Consider the following 24,445-nt stretch of genomic DNA (forward strand, 5'->3'; position numbering starts at 1 on the left):
TTCGATTGTTACAAGGTCGTATGCATGCCAATGCGTATTAGCAGAAATTCTTACTTAAAAGCAATCGCAGCTTTGACCGCTTTTTGCCATCCAGCGTATAAGTCTTCTCGTTGTTGCTGCTCCATTTTCGGTTCAAAAGGTCGGTCTAGATTCCAATGAGCCGAGATTTCTGAGCGATCAGTCCAAAACCCTACAGCAAGTCCTGCTAAGTAAGCTGCCCCGAGTGCGGTTGTTTCACTAACCAGTGGACGCTCTACAGGTACATTTAATAAATCTGCTTGAAATTGCATAAGGAAATCATTTCCAACTGCGCCACCGTCTACACGTAACTTTTTTAAAGAGATTTCAGAATCTGCTTCCATTGCATCAAGTACATCTTTAGTTTGATAAGCAAGCGATTCCAGTGTTGCACGAATAAGATGTTCCTTCTCTGTACCACGTGTCAATCCGAAAATAGCACCTCTTACATCGCTATCCCAGTAAGGTGTGCCTAAACCAACAAATGCTGGTACAACGTAAACCCCTTCTGTTGACTCGACACGTTTAGCATATTCTTCACTTTCAGATGAATTACGGAACATTCTAAGTCCATCACGTAACCACTGAATTGCAGATCCTGCAACGAAAATACTACCTTCGAGTGCATACTCTACTTTCCCGTCGATTCCCCACGCAATGGTTGTCAATAGACCATGTTCAGACTTTACTGCTTTATCTCCTGTATTCATCAACATAAAGCAGCCAGTGCCGTATGTGTTTTTTACCATGCCACTTTCAAAACAAGCTTGTCCGAACAATGCAGCTTGTTGATCACCAGCGATTCCAGCAATCGGAGCAGCATGACCAAAGAAGTGACTTTTTTCCGTATGTGCATAAACTTCAGAAGATGGGCGCACTTCTGGCAGCATTGACGTAGGTACTCCTAAGATAGAGAGCAATTCCTCATCCCATCTTAAGTCGTGAATATTGTACATAAGTGTTCTCGAAGCATTGGAATAATCGGTTACATGCCTTTTCCCACCAGATAGTTTCCATACAATCCATGTATCAATTGTTCCAAATAGAAGATCTCCACGTTCCGCTTTTTCTCTAGCTCCTTTTACATTATCCAAAATCCATTTTACTTTTGTACCTGAAAAATAGGCGTCAATAAGTAAACCAGTTTTATCTCGGAACAGATCGCTGTAACCGCTTTCTTTCAACTCTCGACAAATTCCAGCAGTTTGACGTGATTGCCAAACGATTGCATTGTAAATCGGTTTCCCTGTGTGTTTATCCCACACGACTGTTGTTTCGCGCTGATTGGTTATTCCAATTCCTTCGATTTGTTCCGCTGTAATACTTTTTTCTGACAACACGCCTGCTATAACCGCTAAAATGGAGCTCCAAATTTCGTCTGCATTATGTTCGACCCATCCAGATTCAGGAAAGTATTGTGTAAACTCTTGCTGAGCTGAGTGAAATATTTTACCGCTTTTATCGAAAAGTATCGCTCGCGAACTTGTTGTACCTTGGTCAAGAGACATTATATATTTTTTAGTCATTATTTATTCCCCCATATAGTGATTTTTTTCATTACACAGTGTATGTAGCTACTTTGTTATTCTCTAACTCTTTATTTTGCGTCTTTTACCGACTCTTTACTTAGTGAATACTGTGCACCTAACAATACCGCTAACACAATACCACCTACAATCCAAAATGCAATGCTTGTAACACCTTCAAATACTTGTTGGTAAAACAGTGCACCAAACGTTCCGCCCAGTAACGGACCTACGATTGGTATCCATGCGTAGCTCCAATCCGACTTCCCTTTCCCAGGAATCGGCAAAAAGAAATGGGCAATACGCGGTCCTAGATCACGAGCCGGGTTAATGGCATAGCCCGTTGTTCCGCCTAGTGATAGACCAATGGCAACAATCAATGCTCCCACAATTAATGGATTCAAGCCTTCCGTAAACTCATTTGCACCGATTGATAGTAAACCAAGCAGTAAAACGAATGTACCAATTATTTCACTTGTTAAATTGGAGAGTGGGTGACGTATTGCAGGAATTGTGGCAAATACGGATAACTTTGCCGCTTCGTCTTCAGTTTCCTTCCAGTGAGGCAAGTAATGGAAATAAACAATTATAGCTCCAATAATCGCACCAAGCACTTGTGCCAGCATATACATAGGGACGTCTGCCCATGGAAATTTGCCAATGGAAGCCATTCCGAGTGTCACCGCGGGATTCAAATGTGCACCACTGGCACCACCAACTGCGTAGACACCCATCGCAACCGCAAGTCCCCACCCAACTGTAATTACAATCCATCCAGAGTCTTGTGCTTTCGACTTTTTCATCAACACACCACCAACGACTCCAGCTCCGAAAACAATTAAAATCATTGTTCCAACAAGTTCTCCAATAAAGGGCGTCATTTATAATCCACCTTCATTTCTATTTTTCGAGGTTGAATCTGAACATGAAAAAGTCCACATTTAAACCCCTACTTTACGCAGGGTTCAAACGTGGACTCCTTAGCTCAACCACTATTATTTACTTGCTATTAGTATATTCCTATAAAAAATGACTGTCAACACTATCAACCTTTTGTGAATGACTCCCACAATTCATGATCCGAGGTCGTGACTGCGACGGCACCAGCATCCAATGCGTCTTGAACATGTTTTTTCGTTCGAATCAAGCCTCCATTAATAATTGGAATGCCAGTTCTTTCAAATACTTCGCTAATGAGTTCTGGTATTACCCCCGGCAACATCTCAATATAATCAGGTACTGTCTGATCAATCAAGGAGTAACTTTTCTCCAAAGCGATTGTATCTAAAAGAAACATGCGTTGAATAGCGATAATCCCTTTGGCTTTCGCTTTCATGATCATATTGGACCTCGTCGAAATAATACCCGCTGGTCTAATGTCATTGCATAGAAAATCGGCAGCAAAATTATCCGTTTTCAACCCTTGAATCAAATCAGCATGAATGATAACTTTTTTTCCATATTTCTCTGCTTCTGTTTTGAGCGTTTTAAGATTACCCACATGCACTTCCAAAAGGACAATATATTCAAATGGACTTTTTAGCAATTGTTCAAACTGCTTTAAGCTTCGCGCGGCAGGTAAAATCTTTTGATCGTGAAAAGGCATCATTTGCCCCCCTCCTTTCATGCGTAATGACTCCAATATAGCATGTTATAGCACAGTTGTTGCGATTGTTATCTCATCTACCAATTCTTTTTCGTATTGTTGACGCTCTACATCTGTCCATCCCAAAATGAATGCCATTTCATCTAGCACATCTTTTTTCCCAGCTTTCACGTTGTCAATATTGAAGAACATATCCCCAGTTCTACGGACAAAGAAATCGTTTGGTTTTGCAACCATTTCAGATTCGATTGCGTAGCGTAATTTCACATAGAGAATACGTGGAATTGCTGTGTGTGCTTCAAATGGAATCGCAAATACTTGGTCCACATTTGTACCATAAAGAGTTGCCAAGTGACGGCTTTGTCGTTCTGTAAATCCAGCTAATACACCTTTTTCAATTGCCTGAGTCATAAAACGATTCATGTTGGATGAACCACCAATATCACCACCTGAGATTGGTAAATTCTTCGTCACACACTCATTAAAATGACGTATTTCTGCTTGACTAAGCTGAGCAACAATTTTATCCACTACAGTTTCCGCCATTTTACGATACCCTGTCAATTTCCCACCTGCAATTGTAATGAGACCCTTCTCTGATTCCCAAATTTCATCTTTTCTTGAAACTTCAGATGGGCTTTTACCTTCTTCATGGATGAGTGGTCTGACACCTGCCCAACTCGACTCGACGTTTTCTGCTGTCAATTTAAGACTTGGGAACATGTATTGAATGGCATTTAAGATATAAGAGCGATCCTCTTCCGTAATCTGCATTACTTTCGGATCTCCTTCGTAGAATGTATCCGTTGTTCCCACATAAGCTTTTCCATCACGAGGTACCGCAAAAATCATGCGTTTATCGGGCGTGTCGAAATAAACTGCTTGGTGCAACGGGAAGTCTTTTTGGTCGAATACAAGATGCACGCCTTTTGATAAAATTAAGTGTTTTCCTTTTGTCTTGCCTTCAATCCCCTTCACATCGTCTACCCATGGTCCTGCAGCATTAACAACTTTTTTCGCCTTAATAACCACTTTTTTATTTGTTAATGTATCTACCACTTGCACACCTGCAATTTTTTCTTGATTGTAAATAAAGTCCTCTGCCTTCGCGTAGTTTATGAGGGTAGCCCCTTTTTCAGCGGCTGCTTTCATAACTTCGATTGTCAGTCGAGCATCATCCGTACGGTATTCGACATAAATGCCGCCGCCTAATAATCCTTCTTGTTTCACAAGCGGTGCTTTCTGAAGTGTTTCTTCTTTCGTCAACATCGTTCTTCTTTCCGATTTCTTAACGCCTGCAAGAAAGTCATATACTTTCAAACCAAGGGAAGTAGAATATTTACCAAATGTTCCTCCTTTATGAAAAGGAAGGACCATCCATTCTGGTGTCGTAACATGTGGTCCGTTTTCATAGACGATTGCTCGCTCTTTTCCAAGGTCTGCTACTTCTTTGATTTGAAATTGTTTTAAATACCGTAATCCGCCATGAACAAGTTTTGTCGAACGGCTTGAAGTACCAGAAGCAAAGTCCTGCATCTCGACAAGCGCTGTTTTCAATCCACGTGCTGTGGCGTCTAGCGCAATTCCAGCTCCTGAAATTCCGCCTCCAATAATGAGTAAATCAAATTCCTCTGTCGCTAATTTGTCGAATGCTTTTTCCCGTTCTAGTGATGAAAAGTTTGTCATTTATCTCGTCTCCTTCTAAATTATGGAATTTAATAAGTGAAAAGAGACCCCAAGAAATAAGTTGCGCTAGGCAACAATTCCCTGGGGTCTCTCTTTAACTCAAACCCAATATATTAACTTATTTCTAGCTTATCATATATTCCATGAATTTCAAAATAGTTTGTTTCAACCAATAACCTTTTAGCCAGGGTCATTATTCTAGAATTACCTAAAAAAACGACTTTGATCCCTAAACTTTACGTGTTTCCCTATTATATAGAAGAAAAGCATACATACACTTTAGAAACTACTGCGAGGGACACGCATAACAAAGGGTGGATGCTTTCAATTTATGGATGGGAAATGCACTACCTTTCAGACACTTCGTCACTTCCAGACACATACTTTGGGGAGTAATTGCAGTTCATTCCTCCTCGGTAATCCTGTTGCGACTATCTATCCGTCGTCTACTTACATTACTATAACGGAAAGGCTACGGACGAACGACCACCGTACGATTATCGAAATAACTACGCAGTAAGAAATACCGAAAAAAGTGTGGTAGGCGTTCAGTCCAAAACCAACCAACAGTAACTGTACATATACTGCCTAATGTAGATTTAAAATAAAGATTGATTATTTGTAATAAAGTCCGATAATTTGTAAAAAGGTTTGATACAATTGCATTGACAAGATGGATTATGATAATTCAACAAACGGGCCATTTTGCGGACCAAGGTTTAGAAATCACAGGGGAAAAAGAGTTAGCATTGGTGAATATTTTGTGTACCCTATTTCGAGAATTACGGAAATGATATTTGGAATGTTTTTGGCCATGTGTGGAAGTGGTTTGTCTTAGGAGAGGAGATAAAAAAAATGATTGAATTAAGAAAGATAACTGGGGATAACATAGATGAAGTAATAGCACTTGAAGTTGAAGAAAACCAGGAAGACTTAATAGAAACTACTAACCTCAGAAGCTTTGCAGACGCACATATGTTGAACGCAGACGGTATACCAGCAACTCCCTTCGCCATTTATGCCGATGAAGTTGCGGTTGGATTTTTGATGTATATTTATGATACGTTGGATCATAAATCATTTGAAAATGAAGTTTTTTACGGGAAGAAGAGCTATTTTATTTGGCATATTATGATTGAAAAGAGTTACCAGGGGAAAGGATATGGCAAACTTGCTTTTGAAAAAATGTTGATGGATATTGAAACTACGCCAGATGGAGAAGCAGAATATGTATCCCTCTTTTATCGAACAAGTAATGTCATAGCTAAAACTTTATACGCTTCATTCGGTTTCGTAGATACAGGAATCATTCAGGATAATTCGATGTTGGCGATTAAAAAACTAGATGGAAAAATAACGGAATTATTGGTAGAATAGGATTTCTCTGAAAGAAATGTAAGCTATCAATATCTTGCCCCCTAATAAACACAAATATCCAAAAAAAAAAAACCGATTTTATTAACTCTGTCTTAGCAAGATATAATATTTATACCACAATCGGGCGCGATTGTTTTAGAATTACTAGGTAGAAAATGATCAAATTTTATTATAAAAATCGCATAGTATTTCACGAAGAATTAACCCGTTTTGAACAATCATTTTTCAAAACGAGTTCTTATCAATTAACTTGAACTATGGATTTCGGGGATATTTTAAATCAAACTTTATTCCAAACCAACACCTAAAGGTTCATCATAATTCTTAGGCCTGCAGGCATACCCCGATAACCTCTACCACTTTCGCTAAAAAACCGAAACGTGTTCTAACACCTCGATTGTCTTACAGACCAACAAAAGATTTATCCACAGCTCAGTTTTCACAAAAATCCCGATAGGCTTTCAACATTGTAAAAAAAGTTCATTTTTCTATTGCATTTCAATAGATTCAATGTTATTATCCGAATAGAAGTTTAATAATGCATCACATGTTACTGACACGATCAGGCATGGTGGTAAACTTAGAAGATTTTTCGAAATCTTCTCTTTTACCCCATGCCTTTTCTTGTTCTGCTCGTTGTGGTTGTGCAATATAAATAGGTATACGAGCTATAAATCGCAGACAATAAAGGAGTTCTCAGACATGCTATCAAGTTTATTTAAGAAACGTAAATTACAAATCTACGCACCTGTAAACGGAGAAATCATCCCGCTTGACCAAGTTCCAGACCCTGTCTTTAGCCAAAAAATGTTGGGTGAAGGCATCGCTATTATGCCGGAGCAAGGAAATATCCATGCGCCTATAGAAGGAACTATCGTCTTAGTATCTGATACAAAACATGCAATTGGTCTTCGTTCAAATGATGGAACTGAAATCCTTATTCACGTCGGTTTGGAAACGGTTTCATTAAAAGGAAAAGGCTTTACAGTACTAGTCAAAGCAGGCGACAAAGTTTCCGTCGGCCAATCACTCATTGAAGTAGATTGGGATTATATTCGCGAACACGCCAAAAGCATTATAACACCCATTGTGATTACAAATAGTGCGGAACGAAATGTACAATGTGAAGTTACAAAAGAAGGCATCATGGGAGAAACAGTGTTAATGACCGTCTCGCCTAAGTGATGCTCCGTTATATCCAGTGAAAAGAAGGCGGTGACTTTTGATGAAAATAACAAAAATTCTCAATAACAATGCTGTAGTCGTACTAGATGGCAAGCATGAGAAAATTGCTATTGGCGCCGGGATTGCTTTTAATAAAAAAAGAAATGATATCGTGAATATCCAAAGAATAGAAAAGATTTTTGTTATGAGGGAAAATGACAAGCTACAGCAACTTTTGAGCCGAATTCCGGAAGAGCATTTTACCATCTCCGAAGAAATCATTACCTATGCAGAAGCGTATATGGGCACAAAGTTAAATGAGCATATTCACATCGTCCTTACTGATCATCTGTCATTTGCAATTGAAAGAATAAGAGATGGTATCCATTTAAATAATAAGTTATTGCATGAAATTAAAATACTATATAGAAGAGAATTTGAAATCGGGCTTTGGGCAATCCAACATATAAAAGAAAAATGTCAAGTTGAAATGCCCGAAGACGAAGCTGCTTATATCGCTCTTCATATCCATACCATGAAACCGCAAGGAGGTGATTTACATCAAACGGTGAGACAAACGGCGATTATAAGAGATATGGTCCAAACAATCAAGGAGCACTTAATGATTACGATTGAAGAGGACGACATTTCATATCACCGCCTGATTACGCATCTTCGCTCCGCCTTAACAAGAATGAATCAGTATGGGCTTCACACGATGGATGAGGAAATGTTGGTCATGATTAAAAAGAAGTTTCCTCTTTCGTATAATTGTGCAACCGAGGTTGCAAAGGAATTAGTTATATTACACGCTGTCGAACTGCATGAACAAGAGTTGGGCTATATCGCACTTCATATTGAACGATTAAGAAAGCATTAAAGACAACATGAATCGTCATCATATATATTCTTCCGAACAAACTATCTAAAAAACTATGAATAGGGGTGAGTTTTACATGATGAAATACCTTCAAAAGCTAGGTCGTTCTTTGATGTTACCTGTAGCTGTATTACCTGCTGCGGCAATTTTAATGGGGATTGGGTATTGGATTGATCCTGAGGGTTGGGGTTCAGGAAACGTATTAGCCGCTTTCTTAATCAAAGCTGGGTCTTCGATTATTGATAATATGTCTATACTGTTTGCCGTCGGAGTAGCGTTAGGCATGTCCAAAGATAAGGATGGCTCCGCTGCACTAAGTGGATTAGTCGGTTTCTTAATTGTTACAACATTATTATCAACCGATACGGTAGCTATGCTACTAAGTATTGATGTTGCAAATGTAAACCCTGCTTTCGAAAAAATTGCAAACCAATTTATTGGAATTATTTCAGGTATCATCGCAGCAGTGATGTACAATCGATTTAGTCATGTACAATTACCGACTGCGTTGGCGTTCTTTAGTGGAAAACGTTTAGTACCCATTATGACAGCTGCTACTATGCTAGTTGCTTCAGCGGCATTATTCTTTATCTGGCCTGTTATTTTTACTGCATTAGTTTCTTTTGGTGAAGGTATTAGTGGATTAGGTGCTACTGGTGCAGGATTATACGGATTCTTTAACCGTCTATTGATCCCTACTGGACTACACCATGCATTGAACTCCGTATTCTGGTTTGACGTTGCTGGTATTAATGACATAAGTAACTTCTGGGCTGGTACAGGTACGAAAGGTATTACCGGTATGTATCAAGCTGGTTTCTTCCCAATTATGATGTTTGGCTTACCAGCCGCAGCACTTGCAATGTATCATACAGCTAAAACAAAAAGAAAAAAACAAGCAGCCTCTCTGATGATGGCGGCAGGTTTCGCTTCATTCTTTACAGGTGTTACTGAACCACTTGAATTTGCATTTATGTTCCTAGCACCAGCTCTTTATGTTGTGCATGCTGCTTTAACAGGATTATCTTTGTTTATCGCCGCTACGTTCCACTGGACGGCAGGATTTGGATTTAGCGCTGGTTTTGTCGATTTCGTCTTGAGTTTCAGATTACCACTTGCTAACCAACCCTATATGTTAATCGTTCAAGGACTCGTGTTTGCTGTTATTTACTACTTCCTATTCCGTTTCTTAATCGTCAAATTTAACTTGAAAACACCAGGTAGAGAAGAAGATGAGGATGTAGCAGATGAAGACGCAAACGGAGTAGCAAGCACTACAGGTAATAAATTTTCAGGCATGGCAGCTTCGATTTTTGAAGGTTTAGGCGGAGACGCTAATATAACTTCCGTTGACTACTGTGCAACACGCTTACGCGTAGAAGTAAAAGATATGAATGCGGTCAATCAAAAGAAAATTAAAGATACAGGTGTACCCGGGATAAATGTGGTGGGTCCACAAAGTATCCAAGTTATTGTTGGAACAAGTGTACAGTTTGTTGCAGATGAAATCGAAAAAATCCGCAAATAAAATAACCAATGATTAAAAATGGACCGGGTCTCTGCAGACCCGGTCTTTTTTGTATTTCTATTTTTAGTACTTCGTTTATATACTAGCAATTTTGCGTAAATGATTGTATCTATTTTCTGACTGGTTAATTCATAACTTCTCTTAATGTTGAATATATATATACCTGCATAAATTGAGCGTAGGCGCCTTATTAGGGGTAGCCGAAGCGGATTTAATGAAATCTCCAATTATAAATACTCGTGATTATTTACCTACTTTTCACCAGCATTCTTAGCCTTATAAATAGTGCCCACGCTTCATTCTTTTCATCCATAAAGAACCGTATCGGCTTCTCAAGTGGCATTATAACAAGAGTTGTCTCGTCACTTGCTCGAAGTGTGTAAGTTATATTATCAATAGTTGCCATGACGGATTGATCTTCTAAGGAAATATCCACTCGGGACCCCTCAGCTGATAAATATGTCCCAAGTACACGCTGTTTTTGTTCTTCATTCATTTCAAATTGAGGCTCTGTACTCCTCTTTTGGTCGATTGGTATACCTAATGCGGTATTCATAGCAGCAAGCCAAATTGCATCGGCACTTACACCGCTCATATTCGTTAGAACAACGGCAACAATCCCCTCTTCGGGAATGAAACCAAATCTAGAGGATACACCTGGTTGTCCCCCGCCATGTTCGACTAATGTCACTCCCGAGTAGTCCGGAGTCGTTTGAAGTGCAAATCCATAAAAACTTTTTCTATCCGTTTGATGAACGGGTTGCGCCATTTGCGCAGTATACGCTTTAGTGACAATAGTTCTTTCAAGGACATCCACATATGTGTTTCCGTATTTCAACAAATCAACTACAGTCGACCGAATACCGCCCCCGACAGCATAATTCCCTAACGTCGGCCATGGACATGATACTGGCTTGTCGTTTTCCAGCACATATGGTGTTGAGACATTATCGAAACTTTGTAATTCTAGAATATTATAGGTCGTCCTCGTCATTTGTAAGGGGGTTATTATTTGTTTATTGATATACGTTTGATAATTTTCACCTGTTATTTTTTCAATAATGGCACCAAGTAAGAGAAACATATCGTTGTTATAACACATATATTCCCCGGGCTTCCCTAACCAAGCCCATGCTTTTTCGTTTAAATAGTGAAGATGTTCATCAAATTTCGTGAGTTGTTCCCTTCTCTCCATTGTTGCAAGACCTGTTGTGTGAGAAAGAAGGTGCCATATTTTTATATCCTCTATATTGGCGTAATCGACTAATTGAAATCCAGGAAGATGCAAGGTAACTGCGTCCTCGACTTTTATAAGCCCTTCTTCTACCAGTTTCATAATAGCAAGTGCTGTAAAAGATTTTGTAATTGATGCGATTCCGAAAATCGTTTGCGGAGTGACTGGCTCATTCGTTTCAACATTCCTGGTTCCAAACCCTCGCTCATAAATTGTTTGTCCGTTTTTCGAAAGTGCAACTGCAACACCCGGTATTTGTTCTTTTTCCATTACTTCTTCTATAAACTTTTCAAATGGTTCCCACAGAATCAATTGCAACAATCCTTTCATTAGTCTATTGATTTTTTTAGCAGATAGGTATTATTTTACTTAAAATGATTGTGTTATAAATAAGCATACTATATAGGTTGAAATAGTGAATTTCATTGAATCCGATGCGGCGCTAGGGGCTGCCTTCGCTTAGTTTATATAAGTACTCATTTGATCAGCATATAAATAGGAATTAAGCTAGCTGAAAACGTTACCTTTAGCGATCTTTATCAAACAAAAAAGTTGCCCCTAACTTATCAGGACAACTCCATATCTACTTGAACTGCATCTTGTCTGGACATCACTTTTTCATCATGCAAATGGCATGCAACGAAGTGACCTTTCTCTACTTCCATAAAAACTGGTTCGATTTCTGCACAAACTTTCATCGCTTTCGGACATCTTGTCCGGAATCTGCATCCACTTGGAATGTCGATTGGGCTAGGGACGTCGCCTTTCAGGATAATTTGTTTTCTAGAGCGTTCCAAGTTCGGATCGGGCAATGGGATTGCTGAAAGTAATGCCTCAGAATAAGGATGCAGTGGTTTCTCGTAAAGCGTTTCACTTTCAGTTAACTCAACAATTTTCCCTAAATACATAACTGCAATCCGGTCACTTATGTATTTCACCATCGATAAGTCATGCGCTATAAATAGAAAAGTAAGCCCTTTTTCTTTTTGGAGCTTCTTCAATAAGTTGACGATTTGGGCCTGTATCGATACATCAAGAGCGGCGATTGGCTCGTCTGCTACAATAAATTCCGGCTCAACCGCCAATGCGCGTGCAATACCAATTCGTTGTCTTTGGCCTCCGCTAAATTCATGGGGATACCTTTGCGAATGTTTTTTGTTCAAGCCGACGAGCTCTAATAGTTCATTCACTTTCACTTCCCGTTCTTCCGATGCTAATTCGGCTGAATGAATGACTAGCCCCTCTGAAATGATTTCCATAACAGTCATACGAGGATTCAATGAAGAATAGGGATCTTGGAAAATCATTTGCATATTACGCTTCTTCATTTTTTGCTCCTGTTTGCTGCGTTTTGAATGGACTACCTCATTAGCAAAAAGAATTTCACCACTTGAGGGCTCATAAATTTGAGTAATGGTTCTTCCAACTGTCGATTTCCCACATCCCGACTCACCAACAAGACCGAGCGTCTCCCCCTTTTTTATCGTAAAACTAATTCCATCAACCGCTTTCAATGTACTATTCTTGTTTAGCTTAAAGTGTTTCTTCAATTCTGTAACGACTAATAAATCTTCATTCGTGTTCATTATTTTGCACTCCTCACTTTTTCCGGGACATGATCAGCCGGTGTTCGCACATCTTGCAACCAACATGAGACAGAGTGACTTTCACCAATCTGTGTTGTTTCTGGATGGAAGTCATGACATACCATCATCGTATACGGACAACGGGCAGCAAATGGACAACCTGTACCAAGTGTTGCTAAGTCAGGTGGTGATCCCGGAATAGGAATAAGTGGTTCTGATCGACTGGCATTTAAGTTAGGCATGGAATGAAGGAGCCCTAACGTATATGGATGCTGTGGTTTATAAAAAATTTCATCTAGTGTCCCTTGCTCAACGATTTCACCCGCATACATGACCGCGACTCGATTAGCCATGTTTGCGACAACGCCAAGATCATGCGTAATTAGAACAATTGCCGTATCCATTTTTTCTTGCAAGTCCTTCATCAACCGCAGGATTTGCGCTTGAATTGTAACATCAAGAGCTGTTGTCGGCTCGTCAGCTATTAACACTTTCGGGTTACAAGCAAGCGCCATTGCAATGACAACGCGCTGCCTCATTCCACCTGAAAACTGATGTGGATATCCATCTAGACGTTCTTCAGCATTTGGTATACCAACCATTTTAAGCATTTGTAATGCTCTTTGTTTCGCCTCTTTCTTTGTCATCTTCTGATGTTTTATGAGGCCCTCCATGATTTGTTTCCCGATTTTCATTGTTGGATTCAAGGAAGTCATTGGGTCTTGAAACACCATTGATATTTCTGAACCTCTTACCTTCTGCATCTCACTTAACGATAGTTTTAAGAGGTCACGTCCTTCATAAGTAATATCCCCCTGTGGAATTAAGGTATTATGCTTAGGTAAAAGACGCATAATTGATTTTGCGGTAACAGATTTCCCGGAGCCTGATTCACCAACAATTGCCAACGTTTCACCTTTGTTCAACTTGAAATTTACACCTCTTACCGCCTTAACCGCACCGGATCGGGTCTGGAAGGAAATGTGTAAGTTGTCGACTGACAATATTTCTTCGTTCATAAATGACCCACCCCCTATTTTCTCATTTTCGGATCTAACGCATCACGTAATCCATCAGCGAGTAGATTGAAGCAAATCATAATCGTGCTTATTACAAGTGCAGGGAAAAGAAGCTTGTATGCGAAATACCTCATAGATTTATAGCCATCTTCAATTAACACACCAAGAGACGCTTGTGGCGCTTGTAATCCTAAGCCTATGAAACTCAAAAAGGCTTCGAAGAATATGGCTGTAGGAATTGTAAACATGATGGTAACGATAATCGGCCCCATTACGTTCGGTAACAAATGCCTCCAAATCAATCTTGAATTTGATGCACCAAGCGTTTGGGAAGCAAGGACAAATTCTTGGCTTTTCAACTGCAAGATTTGTCCACGTACAACACGTGCCATTCCTACCCAACCGGTTATAACCATCGCTAAAATGATGGAAGTAATACCCGGTTCGAGAATGAGAATGAAAAGGATAATGATAATCAAATTCGGAATCCCCATCAAAATTTCAATTATCCGTTGCATAACATTGTCGACTTTACCTCCATAGAAGGAAGAAATACCTCCATAAACAACGCCAATAATCAAATCTAAAGTTGCAGCAACAAGCGCAATGAAAAGTGAAATTTGTGTTCCTTTCCACACCCTTGTCCATAGATCACGGCCAAATTCATCTGTCCCGAACCAGTAATTTGTTTCTATATTTCTTTCTTCATAAACATCTACACCTTTTATATCTGTTCCATCAAAACCAAGCCACTCAAGTCCGGGGACCTTTGCTGGTAAATTTGAGTGAACTAAATTTTGGCTTCGGTACGTATGCTCATTCATTAAAGGACCTATCAGGGCCACAATAATTAATAATATAAGTAAAACCAGGGAAATAACTGCTCCCTTATTTTTAAATAACCGGTGGAATGCTTCTTGCCAAAATGAGACTGATGGCGCGTTGAGATCTTCCTGCGCTGTTGGATCTAACGGTGCAGGGAAGAATAGATCTGCAGTGATTCCATCTCTATTCTCATTTGAATTAACCATAGACTCGCTATTATTGACCGAATCTTTCCCGATTTTGTTCATGCCTGTCCCCCCTGTTTATAATCAATCCGGGGATCCAGAAGACCATATATAATATCGACAATAAAAACAACAAATATGAACAATGCACTATAAAATAAGGTAATCCCCATAATAACGCTGTAATCGAGAACCATAATCGACAACGTGAATTGTTCTCCAAGTCCAGGTACAGAAAATATCTTTTCAATAACTAATGTACCTGTCATGATAGAAACTGCTAACGGACCGAGCATCGTCACAACTGGAATTAGTGCATTTCGAATAACATGCTTCGCCATGACTGTGGATTCGTGCAAACCTTTTGCTCTTGCCGTCGTCACATAATCCTGCCCTAATACTTCAAGCATTTCACTTCGGATAAAACGCGCGACCGTTGCGATAACTGTTACTGACAATGCAAACGACGGTAAAATGGTACTCGCATAACTTTCCCATAAAGCAACAGGTAACCACTCAAACTTCACCCCAATGAAGTATTGTAGCAATGCTGCAAAAACGAACGATGGGATAGACATCCCAAGTACTGCAAGTGTCACAGCACTATAGTCAAGAAGTGTATTATGACGTAATGCAGAAACGATACCGAGCACTAGCCCCACAATCGTCCCAAATACTAGTGCTTGTAAACCAATAAGCGCTGAAGGACCAATACGATTAACTATCATACTTTTTACGGTTCGCCCTTCATATTGGAACGAATAGCCTAAATCGCCTTGCACTAAGTTCCCTAAATAACGAATGTATTGGATTGCTGCTGGTTGATCTAGTCCATACTTGGCATTTAAAATAACAAGTTGTTTTTCAGACAATTTTTCCGGATTTGTAAACGGTGTTCCCGGAAGGAATTGCATTAGGAAGAAAGTTGCTGTGATAATGATAAACAATGTAATAATCATAAAACCAAATCTTTTTACTATGTAGCGCTTCAAATCGGACACCCCAATTCCTTAAAAAGCTCTTGATTTTACTTCTATATAGGTTGTTATAAAATATCCCATTGAATTTGCTTCGGCTCCCCCTTTTAAGGCGCCTTCGCTCAGTTTATATAGGTATTCATTTGTTCAACTTATTCAACAAACAGAAAGCGAAGATGCTCCAGTTGGATACACCTTCGCTCATCTGTTGCTTTAAACGTATATTATTCGATGTGAGCCCATTTGTAAGTGAATTCAGCACCAGTTGGATGTTTAGCAAGATTTTTGATTTTATCGCGTACAAGAATTGCAGATCCTCGTTGATAAAGTGGTGCAACTGCAGCATCTTCTTCTAATAAAATCTTTTCAATACCAAGCAACATCTCGTAACGCTTGCTTAGATCCGTCTCCCCACGTGCATCTTGCACTAATGCATCTAATTTCGGATTGCTATAGTCCATCCGGTTAGAAGAACCGCCTTCAACCCACATATCTAAGTAGGTCATCGGGTCACTGTAGTCTGGTCCCCATGTAGAAAGAGAGATATCATAGTCGACTGCTTTTTCAATTTCGAGTCGCTGAGCGAATGGTACAGCTTTAATTTCAAGCTTAAATCCAGGTAGATTATCTTCAAGCTGCGCTTGTAAATACTCGGCAACTTTTTTCATCTCATCCGAGTCAGCAATATTAATTGACACAGTCAATTCTGTTTCTCCAACTTCAGCTAAAGCCTTTTCCCAAATTGCTTTTGCTTCCTCAGGAGTCCCTTTATTGAAGTCTCCATTTAACTCGCGGTAATCCTTGTTATCAGGCGAGAAGTAAAATCCTTCTCCAACTACACCGTAAATTGGTGAAGAACCGTCTTTCAAAATGACATCTGTCAAGCCTTGACGATCCACCGCCATCCCAATCGCGCGACGAATTTCCGAATTTTTTAGTACTGGATGGTTGTGATTAAAGCGTAAGAAGACAATTCCTGAGTCTTTTTCAACTTTAAAGTTTTTATCCTCATCGTATTGATCAATGAGTGCAGAAGTCAATTTAACGCGATCAATTTTTTCCGTCTCATATAAATTCGCCCCAGTAGACGGATCTTTGACAACAAATACATTTACCTCTTCAATTTTCACTGATTCTGCATCCCAATAATCTGGGTTCTTAACAAGTTTCCAGCTCTGTTCTTGTGTCCAATTAACCAGTTTGAATGGCCCATTCGCTAAAATATTTTCAGCTTCGAGTGCATACTGGTCTCCAAGTTCTTCGACAAATTTTTGATTCTGTGGCAAGAATGTCGGGAAAGCCAGTAAGGTTTCAAACAATGGATTTGCGCTTTCAAGTGTGACCTCAAGCGTTTTTTCTCCGGTTGCCTTTATACCAAGTTCTTCAGCATCCATTTCTTCATTCATGATTGCTTCAGAATTTTTGATGCCTGCAGTAACGAGCATGTAATTATATGCACCCGCCTCTTTCATAACACGTTTCCATGCGTATTCAAAATCGGCCGCTGTTACAGAATCTCCGTTGCTCCATTTCGCATCTCTAATTGTAAAAGTATGGATGCTTCCATCTTCATTTTTCTCATGCTTCTCAGCAAGCGCGGGAACTGACTTGTTATTTTCATCTTGACGATATAGCCCCTCATTCACGTTATTCAAAACGTCAAATGCAATACCGTCATGCGCTTTTGTTGAATCCAATGTTGGAATATTGGCAGTTGCACTCAAATTAAGTACTTGTGCTACCTTGCCGTCCCCTTCTTTCCCATCCTCTTCCTTGTCTTCTTTATCTTTGCCTGATGAGCTGAAATTACAACCCGAAACGACCAAAGAAAAGATGGCTAATAAAATTAAGCCCAACCAAGTATTTTTCTTCATTTCCCAGTCCCCCCTTGAACTATTCTAGTAACTATATATAATTGTAAGTGCTTAGAATCGCAATAGCAATAATATTTTAAATTAATAGATATATACTCGTTTGCACATAAAAATGGTAGGAGTTGTAAAACTGAATGAAAAAAAATAGCTTATTTCTTTCTTTTTGTATCACATCTTTTGTTATTTTATTCTCCACTGCATTTATAGCCCCAAAGTATATCGTTGTCTTACTTGATTTATTTTTTTATATCGGCATCTTCCTATTACTAATCGGCAGTGTATTACTGATTATCCAAGATGGATTTTTCACTAGATTTATTAACAACTCAAGACGTTTCTATTCATCCCTTAGCAAACGCGAACAAGTTATTCAGGAAGTAGAGGGTAAAAATGGGGAAGCCCCGAATTATTCCAAAAATTTCCCCATCCTAACTTATATTTTACCCCTTGGTGCTTTCTACTTTTCACTTAGCTTAATTGGGTCTATTATTGCCGTTCAAGTAGGACGATGATCCATAAAGTTTTGGTAGGCAAAACCTTTAACCGTCTCTTTACTGTATCTTTTCAGCAACTCATTTAGTAAATTCGGATGCATGGATGCATCTTCTAATTTAACAATCTTCGAGGAAATGCCATCGAAGTCTGAGCCTAACCCAATTAGTCTCTCTCCTCCTAAAGAACAAAAATGGTCAATATGTTCGATTAAATCCGTTATTGTCGCTGCCCCTTGTTCCTTTACAAACGGAGGATTGTAGACAACATGGACGAGCCCATTTTTTTCAAACATCGCTTTTGCCTGATCATCCGTCAGATTACGAACATGATTGCATAGCGCTCTAGCATTCGAATGGCTCGCAATCGGATAGTTTGCTACTTCCATGACATCCCAAAAAGCCTTTTCACATAAATGGGAGACATCGGTTAATATTTTATGTTCATTATTGAAATGAACGATCTCTTTGCCAAACGACGTAAGTCCCGCTCCACGCGGTTCCCCCGCACCGTCTGCTGCCAAATTGGCATTATTCCAAGTAAGTCCAATTGAACGGACACCCAATTGGTGTAGAATAGAAAGCTTTTGCAGATCATTTCCGATTGCATCAACACCTTCAAGTGTCAACATTGCTCCTATTTCTCCGTCTTTTAACTGATCAAAATCGCTCCATTCCGTGATCAGTTTCATTTTCGGATTATTCCCAAGCACATCTTTATAAAAGTAATGGATTTGATCTAAAGCGGCTTGAAACTTCTGATCCGACTTCATTTCCGGATACACGAATATAGCGAATGCTTGTACCTTTATTCCACCCAGCACTAATTTCTCATAACTCGTATCAAGTTCCAAAGAATCTTGAAATCTCATTTCCCCCTTTGATTCGTACAATTTTAACAATACGTCACAATGCAAGTCGATAATCTTCAATTTATTTTGCTCCTTTCAAAGCTCACCTTTACAAGTTTACCTAGACTTAAAGTATGAACCGCTTCTCCATTAAATTTCAGACACACAAATAGTATCAATGATTAGAAATATCTGTCAATATAGATATTAGCAAATAATTACTAGAATTTCAACTTCATCTCCAAATAAATAAACCCGTCACTGATATAATCCAAGTGACGGGTTTCAAGTACTTTACCTAAGATTTAAAACTACTTTAGGTAAATTGTGCGATGAATAAAAAAATAAAAGTATCCACCTCGAACAATATAATGTAAAACGCGACTCTAGGTAGATTCTATGTCGACTTCTCAACTTACTTACAATACATTGATACACTACCTAAACCATCAAAATCTGCAATAACCGAGTCTCCTGGCTTAAAAGATATCGCTTCAGACATTGCTCCACTTAGTACAATGTCTCCTTTTTTAAGACCTTTCCCTAAAGCCCCTAGCTCATTAACAGCCCACGCAATCGCTTTTGCTGGATGCCCCAATACAGCTGCACTCGAACCAGTTTGTTCCACTGCACCATTTTTGGACATTACCATGCCAATATTCCCTAAATCAACGGCATTCGGTGAAACCCATTTGCTTCCTACCACAAATTTAGCGGACGAACAATTATCAGCGATGACATCCACTAAAGTGAAGCGGAAATCCTTATATCTACTATCGATAATTTCTAGCGCAGGTGCCACATACTTCGTAGCCTTCACAACATCTTCTTCAGTAATGTTTTCCCCCTGTAAATCCTCAGCCAATAAAAAAGCAATTTCCGGCTCTACTTTTGGATGAATGAGTTCAGAAAACGTTATGGGTTCCCACTCAAATGCGAGCATATCGTCATGTAAATACCCATAAATGGCTTCATTGACACCCATCATTTCTTGCTTCGCCTTACTTGTTAACCCGAGCTTCACTCCGACTTGTTTGGTACCATTTTCCGATAGTTTGCGATTCAGTAAGCCCTCTTGTAGCTGATAAGCTTCTCCTATCGTAAGCTCTGGATAGTCGTCAGTTACTTTAACAACCTCACGTACATCACGTTCCGCGGTATATAAATAGTCAATAATTGCGCTTTCTTGATTCGTTAGAAGTATCATTCTTTATACCCTCACTTTATGATTTTTTACTAGTTCAGCTGCAACGTCAAGAATCATATCTTCCTGCCCGCCAACAACTTTCATCTTCCCAAGCTCCATGAGTATATCGCGTGGATCAATCCCAAATCTTGCGCCAGCACGTTCAGCGTGAAGTAAAAAACTAGAATAGACCCCCGCATATCCCAGAACAAGACTGCCCTTCCCAATTTCTTGAGAGCCGGGAATAAGAGGAGCCACAATCTCTTCAGCCAAATCCATCATTTTGTATAAATCAATACCAACATCGATGCCCAGTCGTTCCAATACAGCGAGTAGTACCTCTGTTTGTGTATTACCAGCGCCAGCACCTAAACAACGCACACTGCCATCAATTCGTGTAGCTCCTTCTTCAATGGCAACAAGCGTATTCGCGACCGCAAGTGATAAATTGTTATGAGCATGAAAACCTACCTCAATATCCAATGAAGTCCTTAATGCTTTAATTCGTTCCCTTACCTCATGTGGTAGTAATGCGCCAGCTGAATCAGTTACATATACAGCCTCTGCCCCGTAGCTTTCCATCAACTTAGCTTGCTCGACTAATTTTTCAACGGAAACCGAATGAGCCATCATTAAAAACCCTAATGCCTCCATACCAAGTTCCCTCGCTTTGCTAAGATGTTGGGCGGATACATTTGCTTCGGTCGCATGCGTGGCAACTCTTACTAAACTAGCTCCTAATTCACGTGCTTGCTTTAACTCGTTGACAGTGCCAATTCCTGGTATGAGTAAAACAGCTATTTTCGAGTTTTTACATTCATCAACAGCGGCCTCAATTAACGTCATTTCATCAACTAAAGATTTTCCATACTGCAAGGTCGATCCGCCTAAACCATCACCATGACTCACCTCAATATAGTGCATACCAGCGTCATCGAGGGCACGTGAAACCTTACGCACCTGTTGTTCAGTAAATTGATGTGCGACGACGTGACTCCCATCTCGCAAACAAACTTCTGTTAGCTGGATTGCTTTATCCGTAAGTATATTCATTAAATAAACCCCCTTCCAATCATATTACAGCACTACTTCTGCCGCTTTTTTAGTTAGCATCGCGCGAGCGAAATCCTCACCAACACGCATCGAAGCTGCTGTCATAATATCTAAATTCCCTGCATAAGCCGGAAAATAATCGCCCGCACCTTCTACTTCTATAAAGACGGTCACAAGATTCCCCTCAAACATCGGTTCTTGTCTCAGCCGATAGCCCGGAACATATTCTTTTACTTTTTCAACCATTGCATAAATCGACGTACGAATCGACGCCTCATCCATATGTTTCACTTCACAATAAACCGTATCACGCATTAAAATCGGTGGGTCTGCTGGATTTAATATTATTAACGCTTTTCCTTGATCCGCACCACCTACTTCCTCAATTCCACGGCGTGTTGTAATCGTAAATTCGTCAATATTTGCTCTCGTACCCGGTCCAGCACTTAAACTAGAAATCGTCGCTACAATTTCTCCGTATGTAACATCAGCTACCTGATTCACAGCATAAACAATTGGTATTGTGGCTTGTCCGCCACAAGTAATCATATTTACATTATCTAACTCAAAAAAACGTTTACTCGAACTAACTGCTGGACAAAAGAATGGCCCTATTGCCGCAGGGGTTAAATCAATTGCGAGAATACCCAGCTCTTTTAGTATTTCCGCATGATGCACATGCGCTTTTGCGGAAGTTGCATCAAAAACAATCTTTGCGATATTCGGATTTTCAACTATTCCTTCAATTCCATTCGAGAAGGTTTTGTATCCTTTTTCTGCTGCACGTTTAAGCCCGTCCGACTCCGCATCAATCCCAATCATTGCTGTTAATTCGATAACATCGCTGCGTTCTAATTTGTACATTAAATCCGTTCCAATATTACCAGAGCCAATAATTGCTGCTGTTATTTTCCCCACTTTTATTCCCCTTTCTCCTATTTGTAATTTGTGTGTAGAATCTATTAGTCAAAATGAACAATAACTGACCCAAGAACTCCGAACCTTGCTTCAATCATGTCCCCAGCGGAAACTGAAACCGCACCCGATAATGCTCCTGGTAAAATTAATTCGCCTTTCTTCAACGTTATGCCGAATTCAGCTAATTTATTGGCAAGCCAAGCAACTGCATGAGCCGGATGTCCAAGTGCGGCTGCACCAGCACCTGTGGCTAGTAGCTCCCCATTCTTATATAGCACCATACTATTTGTCCGTAAATCTACTGCGTCAAGCTTTGTCTGTTTACCTCCAACTACCACTTTTGCTGACGAACCATTATCCGCTACCGTATCGACTAATTTAATCTTCCAGTCTTTCACACGACTATCAATAATCTCAAGTGTTGGCACAACATATTTTGTGGCCATTATTACGTCAATATAAGTGATATTCGGTCCTACTAAATCTTCTTCGAGTACAAAGCCAATTTCAGCTTCAATTTTCGGTGCTATCATTGAATCAATTTTAACGGTTACCCCACTGTCTAGTTGCATATCATCAAATAAATGACCGTAATCCGGTTCGTCCACATTCAACATCTTCTGCATCGCAACACTCGTCAACCCTACCTTTTTGCCAATTATTCTTTTCCCTTCCGCAAGCTTCATTTTTACCGTTTCTAATTGAATTTGATAGGCATCCTCTACTGTTAAGCTTTGGTCCCTCTCTGTCAATGGCGCTATCCCTTGACGTGACTCCTCTGATTCCATAAGTTCGATTGCAAACTGAACATTCTTTTCTGTCACCTAAAGCCCTCCTATTAGTCAAATAAATATTGGTTTGTTTTCGCTAATATTTTCAACTAACTTGCTTGATAAACTCTCCTATAATCTGTAGCATTCAACTTGAATATGAATCGTAAGTTAAAACAAACAAAAGGCGAGCAAATGCCACCTTTCGTTGTTTTTTATTTTTTTATAGTAATTGTTTTAGCTTCAGTGTAAAAATCAAAACTATGGCGACCGCCTTCACGGCCGATACCACTCGCTTTTGCCCCGCCAAATGGCGTTCGTAAATCGCGAACATACCAACAATTTACCCATAGCAAACCAGCATGAATAAGTGATGTTACACGCTGTCCACGCCGTAAATCATTTGTCCATACAACGCCTGCCAATCCGTAAATCGAATCGTTTGCAATTCTAATTGCATCTTCTTCTGTCTTAAACGGAATAATCACTGGCACAGGACCAAAGATTTCTTCTTGCGCGACACGCATCTTATTATCCACATCATATAGAACAGTAGGTTCATAGAAATTTCCAGCTTCCATTCCTTCAACAGCTTTACCTCCATGCGCAAGTTTTGCACCTTCAGCAAGACCAATTTGAACGTAGTCATCAACAGTTTTCATATGTCCGCGGGAAACAAGCGCGCCCATATCAGTTGCTTCATCTAATGGATCTCCAACTTTGATTTTTTTCACTGTCGCAACAAACTTATCTAAGAATTGATCATAGATACTTTGTTGCACGAGGATACGTGACCCTGCCAAACAAATTTCACCTTGGTTCCGGTAAATTGCTTCGATTGAACCTGCCACCGCTTCATCTAAATCAGCATCAGCAAAGACAATATTTGCTGACTTTCCACCTAGTTCCAATGAAACTGGAATTAGGTTTTCAGCAGCATTGCGCATCACTGTTTTCCCTGTATTTGACTCACCAACAAAGGAGATTCTACGAACAGATGAATGTGTACACATTTCAGTCCCAACACTACCTCCAGGGCCAGTCAAAATATTTAATACACCTGGAGGTAATCCGGCTTCGTTCGCAATCTCCCCTAGCATCACTGCACTTAACGGCGTATAAGATGCTGGTTTCACAACGACAGTATTCCCCGCAGCTAAGGCAGCAGAAGCCTTCCATGTTAGTTGCATGAAAGGAAGATTCCATGGAATGATTAAACTAGTCACACCCGCTGGAGCATATTGTACATATGACATATACTTACTCATGTCATAGTGTTCTTGGACTTGATACTTTGCCATCTCAGCAAAAAATCGAAAATTAGATGCAGCTCGTGGAATATCAAATTCACGGCTTTCTTTAATCGGCTTTCCAACATCCAATGTTTCAACATATGCAAGTTTGTCTACATTCTCCATGATTAAATCCGCCATTTTACACAGGATTCGTGATCTTTCTTCAACCGGCATAGTGCTCCAAATTCCACTCACAAACGTCCGCTGCGCCACGTCAATTGCCCATTTAGCATCAGCTTTTCCACCATTAGCGACAGTGGCTAGCTTTTTATTCGTTGCAGGATTAATTGTGTCAAATGTTTCTCCTGAAAGAGCATTAACATATTTACCATCGATAAAAAGTTTCGCATCCTGAACGATTGTATTTTCAGCTACTAGCTCTTTAGTCACCATCAT

General features: G+C 39.8%; 21 protein-coding genes. 5 read left to right on the forward strand and 16 right to left on the reverse strand.

The genetic code is table 11. From position 1 onward, the window contains the following. Positions 1-50 precede the first annotated feature (50 nt). From glpK to FQ087_RS08510, 4 genes are all read right to left on the reverse strand, one after another. Positions 51-1,544, reverse strand: a complete 1,494-nt coding sequence (gene glpK, locus FQ087_RS08495; RefSeq protein ID WP_149580027.1) for a glycerol kinase GlpK — start codon at positions 1,542-1,544, stop codon at positions 51-53. Positions 1,545-1,615: 71 nt separating this feature from the next. Continuing rightward, on the reverse strand, positions 1,616-2,425 hold the full coding sequence (locus FQ087_RS08500) for an MIP/aquaporin family protein (protein WP_149580028.1): 810 nt from the start codon (positions 2,423-2,425) through the stop codon (positions 1,616-1,618). A 164-nt stretch (positions 2,426-2,589) separates the two neighbouring features. Continuing rightward, positions 2,590-3,150, reverse strand: a complete 561-nt coding sequence (locus FQ087_RS08505; RefSeq protein WP_304624720.1) for a glycerol-3-phosphate responsive antiterminator — start codon at positions 3,148-3,150, stop codon at positions 2,590-2,592. A 45-nt stretch (positions 3,151-3,195) separates the two neighbouring features. Further along, complete coding sequence (locus FQ087_RS08510; RefSeq protein WP_149580030.1) at positions 3,196-4,836, reverse strand: glycerol-3-phosphate dehydrogenase/oxidase; 1,641 nt, start codon at positions 4,834-4,836, stop codon at positions 3,196-3,198. Between the two features lie 855 nt (positions 4,837-5,691). On the opposite strand from FQ087_RS08510, the gene FQ087_RS08515 reads away from it, so the two are divergent. From FQ087_RS08515 to nagE, 4 genes are all read left to right on the forward strand, one after another. Then, positions 5,692-6,213, forward strand: coding sequence for a GNAT family N-acetyltransferase (locus tag FQ087_RS08515; protein WP_149580031.1), 522 nt, complete (start codon positions 5,692-5,694; stop codon positions 6,211-6,213). A gap of 702 nt (positions 6,214-6,915) precedes the next feature. Then, entirely contained in the window at positions 6,916-7,398 is a 483-nt protein-coding gene (locus FQ087_RS08520) for a PTS sugar transporter subunit IIA (protein ID WP_149580032.1), read from the forward strand. A gap of 40 nt (positions 7,399-7,438) precedes the next feature. Continuing rightward, complete coding sequence (locus FQ087_RS08525; protein ID WP_149580033.1) at positions 7,439-8,257, forward strand: PRD domain-containing protein; 819 nt, start codon at positions 7,439-7,441, stop codon at positions 8,255-8,257. A gap of 76 nt (positions 8,258-8,333) precedes the next feature. Beyond that, positions 8,334-9,785, forward strand: a complete 1,452-nt coding sequence (gene nagE, locus FQ087_RS08530) for an N-acetylglucosamine-specific PTS transporter subunit IIBC (RefSeq protein ID WP_149580034.1) — start codon at positions 8,334-8,336, stop codon at positions 9,783-9,785. Between the two features lie 247 nt (positions 9,786-10,032). On the opposite strand, the gene FQ087_RS08535 is transcribed toward nagE, so the two are convergent. The 6 genes from FQ087_RS08535 to FQ087_RS08560 all read right to left on the reverse strand — a co-directional run bounded on the left by FQ087_RS08535 (position 10,033) and on the right by FQ087_RS08560 (position 17,485). Continuing rightward, positions 10,033-11,331, reverse strand: coding sequence for a serine hydrolase domain-containing protein (locus FQ087_RS08535; protein WP_255452184.1), 1,299 nt, complete (start codon positions 11,329-11,331; stop codon positions 10,033-10,035). A gap of 254 nt (positions 11,332-11,585) precedes the next feature. Beyond that, positions 11,586-12,605, reverse strand: coding sequence for an ABC transporter ATP-binding protein (locus FQ087_RS08540; RefSeq protein WP_149580036.1), 1,020 nt, complete (start codon positions 12,603-12,605; stop codon positions 11,586-11,588). After that, on the reverse strand, positions 12,605-13,624 hold the full coding sequence (locus FQ087_RS08545; protein ID WP_149580037.1) for an ABC transporter ATP-binding protein: 1,020 nt from the start codon (positions 13,622-13,624) through the stop codon (positions 12,605-12,607). Before FQ087_RS08545 ends, FQ087_RS08540 begins: the two co-directional genes overlap by 1 nt. 14 nt (positions 13,625-13,638) lie before the next feature. Further along, entirely contained in the window at positions 13,639-14,655 is a 1,017-nt protein-coding gene (gene opp3C, locus FQ087_RS08550; protein WP_149580815.1) for an oligopeptide ABC transporter permease, read from the reverse strand. Between the two features lie 38 nt (positions 14,656-14,693). Beyond that, positions 14,694-15,626 carry an ABC transporter permease gene (locus tag FQ087_RS08555; protein ID WP_149580038.1) on the reverse strand — a complete coding sequence of 311 codons (933 nt, stop codon included), beginning with the start codon at positions 15,624-15,626 and terminating at the stop codon, positions 14,694-14,696. Positions 15,627-15,835: 209 nt separating this feature from the next. Continuing rightward, positions 15,836-17,485, reverse strand: coding sequence for a peptide ABC transporter substrate-binding protein (locus FQ087_RS08560; RefSeq protein ID WP_149580039.1), 1,650 nt, complete (start codon positions 17,483-17,485; stop codon positions 15,836-15,838). A 134-nt stretch (positions 17,486-17,619) separates the two neighbouring features. On the opposite strand from FQ087_RS08560, the gene FQ087_RS08565 reads away from it, so the two are divergent. Continuing rightward, positions 17,620-17,997 (forward strand): DUF3899 domain-containing protein, encoded by a 378-nt coding sequence (locus FQ087_RS08565; protein ID WP_149580040.1) that lies wholly within the window; start codon positions 17,620-17,622, stop codon positions 17,995-17,997. Here FQ087_RS08565 and FQ087_RS08570 read toward each other — a convergent pair. The 6 genes from FQ087_RS08570 to FQ087_RS08595 form a co-directional block, all read right to left on the reverse strand. Continuing rightward, positions 17,982-18,908 carry a dipeptidase gene (locus FQ087_RS08570; protein WP_149580041.1) on the reverse strand — a complete coding sequence of 309 codons (927 nt, stop codon included), beginning with the start codon at positions 18,906-18,908 and terminating at the stop codon, positions 17,982-17,984. The two genes, FQ087_RS08565 and FQ087_RS08570, sit on opposite strands and share 16 nt — an antisense overlap. A 334-nt stretch (positions 18,909-19,242) precedes the next feature. Further along, on the reverse strand, positions 19,243-20,034 hold the full coding sequence (locus FQ087_RS08575) for a 2-keto-4-pentenoate hydratase (protein ID WP_149580042.1): 792 nt from the start codon (positions 20,032-20,034) through the stop codon (positions 19,243-19,245). 3 nt (positions 20,035-20,037) lie between these two features. Then, positions 20,038-21,066 carry a 4-hydroxy-2-oxovalerate aldolase gene (gene dmpG / locus FQ087_RS08580; RefSeq protein WP_149580043.1) on the reverse strand — a complete coding sequence of 343 codons (1,029 nt, stop codon included), beginning with the start codon at positions 21,064-21,066 and terminating at the stop codon, positions 20,038-20,040. Between the two features lie 24 nt (positions 21,067-21,090). After that, positions 21,091-21,984, reverse strand: coding sequence for an acetaldehyde dehydrogenase (acetylating) (locus tag FQ087_RS08585; RefSeq protein WP_149580044.1), 894 nt, complete (start codon positions 21,982-21,984; stop codon positions 21,091-21,093). A gap of 44 nt (positions 21,985-22,028) precedes the next feature. Further along, positions 22,029-22,772, reverse strand: a complete 744-nt coding sequence (locus tag FQ087_RS08590) for a 2-keto-4-pentenoate hydratase (RefSeq protein WP_149580816.1) — start codon at positions 22,770-22,772, stop codon at positions 22,029-22,031. 197 nt (positions 22,773-22,969) lie between these two features. Continuing rightward, on the reverse strand, positions 22,970-24,439 hold the full coding sequence (locus tag FQ087_RS08595; protein WP_149580045.1) for an aldehyde dehydrogenase: 1,470 nt from the start codon (positions 24,437-24,439) through the stop codon (positions 22,970-22,972). Between the last annotated feature and the right edge of the window lie 6 nt (positions 24,440-24,445).

The sequence above is a fragment of the Sporosarcina sp. ANT_H38 genome, from assembly GCF_008369195.1.
GTDB lineage: Bacteria > Bacillota > Bacilli > Bacillales_A > Planococcaceae > Sporosarcina.